The organism is Vibrio sp. 10N.286.52.F8 (assembly GCF_041468745.1).
Taxonomy (GTDB): Bacteria; Pseudomonadota; Gammaproteobacteria; order Enterobacterales; family Vibrionaceae; genus Vibrio; species Vibrio crassostreae_C.
On sequence record NZ_JBFRJF010000010.1, the window covers coordinates 25682 to 32130 of the forward strand.

A 6449-nucleotide genomic window follows, 5' to 3' on the forward strand; every position below is an offset into this window, starting at 1 on the left:
AAAACCGGCTCTAAGCCGGTTTTTTATTGGGTCGTTTTTAACAAACTAAATACTCAAGCATTAAGCTTCAGTTTTACCCCATGTGTCACGTAGACCAACCGTGCGGTTGAAGACTAGTGCATCTGCTTTAGAGTCTTTCGAATCCACACAGAAGTAACCTGTACGTTCAAACTGGTACGCTTGCTCTGCCACACCTTCTGCTAAGCTAGGTTCAACAAAACCATTTAGCGTAACAAGAGATTCAGGGTTTAGCGTTGCAGCGAAGTCATCAGCAGCGGCTGGGTTTGGCACTGTGAATAGACGATCGTACAAACGAATCTCAGCAGGCAGTGCTTTATCAGCAGATACCCAGTGGATAACGCCTTTCACTTTGCGGCCATCTGCAGGGTTCTTACCCAATGTTTCATTGTCGTAAGAACAGAAGATAGTCGTAATGTTGCCTTCTGCATCTTTTTCGATACGTTCAGCTTTGATCACGTAAGCACCACGCAGGCGAACTTCTTTACCTAGAACCAAACGCTTGTACTTTTTGTTTGCTTCTTCACGGAAGTCGTCACGTTCGATCCAAACTTCGCGTGTAAATGGAACTTCACGAGTACCCATTTCTGGCTTGTTCGGGTGGTTTGCAACCGTTAGCGTTTCTACTGTATCTGCTTCGTAGTTTTCGATAACGATCTTAACTGGATCCAGAACAGCCATTGCACGAGGTGCATTTTCGTTCAGATCATCACGGATGCAAGATTCAAGTGAACCGAACTCAATCATGTTCTCTTGCTTAGTTACACCAATACGCTTACAGAATTCACGAATCGAGCTTGAAGTAAAACCACGACGACGTAGGCCAGAAATAGTAGGCATGCGTGGGTCATCCCAACCTTGAACTAGGTTTTCAACCACAAGTTGGTTCAGCTTACGCTTAGACATCACTGTATATTCAAGATTCAGGCGGCTAAACTCGTACTGACGAGGTTGGCAGTCAATCGTGATGTTATCTAGAACCCAATCGTACAAACGACGGTTATCTTGGAATTCAAGCGTACAGATAGAGTGCGTAATACCTTCCAGCGCATCAGAGATACAGTGAGTAAAGTCGTACATTGGGTAAATGCACCACTTGTCAGCCGTTTGATGGTGGTGAGCAAAACGAACACGGTAGATAACAGGATCGCGCATAACCATGAACGAAGAGCTCATGTCGATCTTAGCACGTAGACACGCTTTACCTTCTTCAAAGCCACCGTCACGCATTTTTTCAAACAACGCTAGGTTCTCTTCAGGGCTGCGGTCACGGTATGGGCTCGCTTTACCAGGCTCTTTTAGCGTGCCACGGTACTCACGGATTTGATCAGGACTTAGCTCGTCAACATACGCTAAGCCTTTATTAATTAATTCCACAGCATAAGCGTAAAGCGTATCGAAGTAGTTTGATGAGTAACAAATATCACCAGACCATTCGAAGCGTAACCAGCTTACATCATTCTTAATTGACTCAACGTATTCAACGTCTTCTTTTTCAGGGTTTGTATCATCGAAACGAAGATTACATTGTCCCTGGTAGTCCTGAGCAATACCAAAGTTCAAGCAAATAGATTTAGCGTGACCAATGTGCAGGTAGCCATTTGGCTCCGGCGGGAAACGAGTATGCACGCTACTGTGTGTACCATCCGCTAAATCTTTATCAATAATTTGGCGAATGAAATTCGATGGACGAGCCTCAGCTTCACTCATCTATAGCACCTCTATGTATTTAGTATTGTCAGAGAAAGTTATCTTTCGTCCCCAAGAAAACGGTCGCTTATAGCGCCAGTCAAAGATAGAAAGATCATTGTTGCTAATCATCCACAATTCTTAGCCTTTGCACAATAAGAACCGTCCGTTAATTGCGATTATTTCTGCTATTCGATGAAGAATAGAACGAACCGTGTTCGCTGGTCTTAAACTGCAGGCACAAAAAAGCCTCCCATGTGGGAGGCTTTCAATTTGACACTTACTTAAGAGTAACTTTACGTCTTAACTAAGTACTTCCCTTACTGTGGAAGTTTTACATCAGATAGGTCTTCGCCTGCACCAATAGCTTTCATTTCGCCAGCTACGATTTCAGCTAGTGGGCCTAGGATAACCTGTAGGTTGTTTTCACCTAGTTTAACCACACCTTTAGCACCAAGTTTCTTAAGAACAACTTCATCTGCAACAGAGCGGTCTTTAAGAGTTAGACGTAGACGAGTGATACAAGCGTCGATTGAAGTTAGGTTGTCGTGACCACCTAGAGCTTTCAGGTATTGACGTGCAAGGTCGCCCTTTGGTGCTTCGCCAGCAGGAGCTGCAACAGCTTCGTCATCATCTTCACGACCTGGCGATTTCAAGTTGAAAGCGCGGATTGCGAAAGAGAAAGTGAAGAAGTATAGAGCACCGAAGCCAAGACCGATTAGTAGTAGTACGAATGGTTTAGTTGCTAGACCCCAGTTCAATACGAAGTCGATAAGACCAGCAGAGAAACCGAAACCGTGCAGAGTACCAAACATGTTAGCAACTACTAGAGACAAACCTGTAAATACAGCGTGCATTGCGTATAGAGCAGGAGCTAGGAATACGAACATGAATTCTAGCGGCTCTGTGATACCTGTTAGGAATGAACAGAATGCAACTGAGAATAGTGCGCCACCAACTTGGCTACGTTTTTCAGCAGGAGCAGCTAGGTACATTGCAAGTGCAGCACCTGGTAGACCGAACATCATTACTGGGAAGAAACCGTTCATGAATACGCCAGCGCCTTTATCGCCGCCGAAGAAACGGTGTAGGTCGCCAGATTTAACTGTTTCAGTTACTTCTTTAACAGTTGCAACAATTTCTGGGTTAACTGAGTTAGCAAATTCAAATGTGTACTCTTGACCAACAACTAAAGTTTTAGCTAGTGCAGGGTCAACACAAAGTTGAGAGAAGCCTTCTGCAGCAACTACGATCTCTTGACAAGAGCCCATACCGAACCAGAAGTACGAGTTCAGTACATGGTGTAGACCTACTGGGATAAGTGCACGGTTAAGAGTACCGTAAACAAATTGACCGATAGCGCCAGACGTTGAAACTGCGTGAGCAAGTGCATCTAGACCAGATTGAACAGCAGGCCATACAACACCAAAGATTGCGCCAGCAACTAGAGCAAATAGACCAGCCATAATAGGAACTAGACGTTTGCCAGAGAAAAATGCTAGCCACTCTGGAAGACGAGTCGCGTGGAATGCATTGTAAGAGTGACCTGCGATGATACCTGCAAAGATACCGCCGAAGAATGACATATTTACACTAGCATCGATGTTTGTTGCGGTTGCTGTCAGAACAAAGTAAGCAACTGCACCAGCAAGACCTGCTGCGCCGTTACCGTCTTTAGAAAGACCAATAGCTATACCCAAACCAAACAATAATGGTAGTTGACTGAAGATTGCGTTACCAGCAGATGCCATGAATGCGATATCGAGTAAGTCTGGTTGACCCAGACGTAGCAGCAATGCCGCAATCGGAAGCGTTGCGATTGGTAGCATTAACGCCTTACCAAGCTTCTGCGCATATCCTAGAATATTCACCAGTTGTTTCCCCCTATAGGATTTTTTAGAATTCGTTTGAGAAACTTATTTTAGTCGCTCAATTTAGTCCTATTCAGTGTATTCAATTAATTTTGCTCCGCAAATTAAAACCTTACCATTTGTGATCCTAATCACCAGTTTTTACCAAATCCAGAGGTTTTTGCTAGCGAGATCATAAAACTTATTTTATCATTCAAAAAAATGAACATTTATGGATAAAATCCAAATCTAATCATTAGGCAAAAAGATGGTAACTCCGGGCTTATAGAGCACCGTGAATAATCATTATTGATGGACCTAAATGTATAATAAAAATCAATTGTTCATATGTTTTTCAACAACTTAAATCGCTTCTCATTTTGAAGCCGTTTGCCCATAAAAGATAAATCGTTACGTAAATGATGCTCGCAAACTAAGTCCGCATTTAGGTAACGAACGAATTTAAAAGATCTCACGAAATAAGGATTAGCTGACTATGTACGCGCTAAGTAACTGTAAAATTTACACTGGTAGTGATGTTCTAACCGATCATGCTGTTGTAATCGAAAACGAACTGATCAAAAAAGTCTATCCTATCTCCGAATTGCCAGAAGGAATCGAGGTTCGCGACCTAGACGGAGCAAACCTAAGCCCGGGGTTCATTGACCTACAACTGAATGGTTGTGGCGGTGTAATGCTTAACGATGAGATCACTGCAGAAACCATGCAGATCATGCACAAAGCAAACCTGAAATCTGGCTGTACTAGCTTCCTGCCAACGCTTATCACCTCTTCAGACGAAGATATGCGTGCGGTTATTACGGCAGCTCGTGAATACCATAACCAATACCAAAACCAATCTTTAGGTCTGCACCTTGAAGGTCCTTACCTGAACGTTGCGAAAAAAGGCATCCATAGCGTCGATCACATTCGTAAATCTGACAACGAAATGATTGAGCTTATCTGTGAGAACCGTGACCTTGTTGCAAAAGTAACATTGGCTCCAGAGCTTAACGACCCTGAACACATCGAACGCCTGCACAAAGCTGGCGTTGTCGTTTCTATCGGCCACACCAACGCAACTTACGCAGAAGCGCGTCAAGGTTTCGAATCTGGTATCACGTTCGCCACTCACCTGTTCAATGCAATGACGCCGATGGTTGGTCGTGAGCCTGGCGTTGTTGGCGCGATTTACGATACTCCTGAGGTTTACGCTGGCATTATTGCCGACGGCTTCCACGTTGATTACGCAAACATCAGAATTGCGCATAAAATCAAGGGAGAAAAGTTGGTATTAGTGACGGATGCCACAGCTCCTGCAGGTGCTGACATGGAATACTTTATTTTTGTCGGTAAGAAAGTATATTACCGTGATGGTAAGTGTGTTGATGAAAACGGCACACTGGGCGGCTCAGCTCTGACTATGATTGAAGCAGTTCAGAATACAGTTGAGCACGCTGGTATCGCTTTAGACGAAGCTCTTCGCATGGCTACGCTATACCCAGCTACGGCTATCGGTGTAGAAAGCAAGCTAGGTCGAATCAAAAAAGGCATGGTTGCAAACCTAGCTGTATTTGACCGAGACTTTAACGTTAAAGCGACTGTTGTTAACGGACAATACGAGCACAATTAAGTATGAATGGCGGACAAATAGGTAACGTAGACTTAGTTAAACAACTAAACAGTGCGGCGGTATACCGACTTATAGACCAACAGGGGCCTATCAGTCGTATACAAGTGGCTGATGTAAGCCAACTCGCACCGGCAAGTGTTACAAAAATTACCCGCCAACTTTTAGAGCGCGGCCTAATTAAAGAGGTTGCGCAGCAAGCGTCTACTGGCGGTAGACGCGCTATCTCCCTAACCACAGAAGTAGAGCCTTTTCATTCTGTTGCTGTGCGTTTGGGTCGAGACTACATTCAAATAAGCCTGCATGACCTTGGTGGTCGTGAATTGGCTTTCCAACAGCAAGACCTGAATTATTCAGACCAATCAGACCTTACCCAAGGCTTGGTCAATAACCTCAAAGCTTTCATTGCTGAGCATCAACCAAAGATCGATCAACTGATTGCTATTGGTGTCACGCTTCCAGGCTTGGTTAACCCAACGACCGGTGTTGTTGAGTACATGCCGAATACCGACATCGATAACCTCGCATTAAGCGACATTATTCGCGATACATTCCATGTTGCTTGTTTTGTTGGTAACGATGTTCGTGGAATGGCGCTTGCTGAGCACTACTTCGGTGCAAGTAAAGATAGCCAAGATTCTATTTTGGTCAGTGTTCACCGTGGTACAGGTGCAGGTATTATCGTTAATGGTCAGGTTTTCCTAGGTCATAACCGTAATGTGGGTGAAATTGGTCATATCCAAATTGATCCGCTAGGCGAGCAATGCCAATGTGGTAACTTCGGCTGTCTTGAAACAGTAGCGGCAAACCCAGCTATCGTTGAACGCGTGCAGAAGCTGATTAAACAAGGCTATGAGTCTTCTTTAACAGAGCTTGAGCATATTACGATTCAAGACGTTTGTGACCACGCGATTAATGGTGATGAGCTAGCCAAGCAAAGCTTAGTTCGAGTAGGAAACCAGTTAGGTAAGGCTATCGCGATGACGATTAACTTATTTAACCCTCAAAAAGTTATCATTGCTGGTGATATTACCAAGGCACAAGAGATTGTTTTTCCTGCAATTAAGCGCAATGTAGAGAATCAGTCGTTAACGACTTTCCATAGCGGCCTGCCTATTGTAGCATCACAGATCGATAAACATCCTACGATGGGAGCTTTTGCTATGATTAAGCGCGCCATGCTTAACGGCGTGTTACTGCAGAAGCTTCTCGAAGACTAGAGAAAACAATTCTGATTTTCCGCGGGCCGTGTTTGTATAAAC

At 44.2% G+C, this 6449-nt stretch carries 4 protein-coding genes; 2 read left to right on the forward strand and 2 right to left on the reverse strand.

What is annotated here, in order from left to right; genetic code table 11:
• Nucleotides 1-60 precede the first annotated feature (60 nt).
• On the reverse strand, nucleotides 61-1728 hold the full coding sequence (gene glnS, locus AB4133_RS04190; RefSeq protein WP_372224006.1) for a glutamine--tRNA ligase: 1668 nt from the start codon (nucleotides 1726-1728) through the stop codon (nucleotides 61-63).
• Between the two features lie 299 nt (nucleotides 1729-2027).
• Complete coding sequence (gene nagE / locus AB4133_RS04195) at nucleotides 2028-3578, reverse strand: N-acetylglucosamine-specific PTS transporter subunit IIBC (RefSeq protein ID WP_032545860.1); 1551 nt, start codon at nucleotides 3576-3578, stop codon at nucleotides 2028-2030.
• Nucleotides 3579-4053: 475 nt separating this feature from the next.
• Here nagE and nagA point away from each other — a divergent pair, with 475 nt between their 5' ends.
• Nucleotides 4054-5190: an N-acetylglucosamine-6-phosphate deacetylase gene (gene nagA / locus AB4133_RS04200; RefSeq protein WP_372224007.1), complete on the forward strand. Its 1137-nt coding sequence runs from the start codon at nucleotides 4054-4056 to the stop codon at nucleotides 5188-5190.
• Between the two features lie 2 nt (nucleotides 5191-5192).
• Nucleotides 5193-6407, forward strand: coding sequence for an ROK family protein (locus tag AB4133_RS04205; RefSeq protein ID WP_017062194.1), 1215 nt, complete (start codon nucleotides 5193-5195; stop codon nucleotides 6405-6407).
• Nucleotides 6408-6449 lie beyond the last annotated feature (42 nt).

What these genes read in the sequence shown, in the direction of transcription:
- AB4133_RS04205 (WP_017062194.1), top strand. Translation starts at nt 5,193, where the DNA reads ATGAATGGCGGACAAATAGGTAACGTAGACTTAGTTAAACAACTAAAC.
- glnS (WP_372224006.1), bottom strand. Translation starts at nt 1,728, where the DNA reads ATGAGTGAAGCTGAGGCTCGTCCATCGAATTTCATTCGCCAAATTATT.
- nagA (WP_372224007.1), top strand. Translation starts at nt 4,054, where the DNA reads ATGTACGCGCTAAGTAACTGTAAAATTTACACTGGTAGTGATGTTCTA.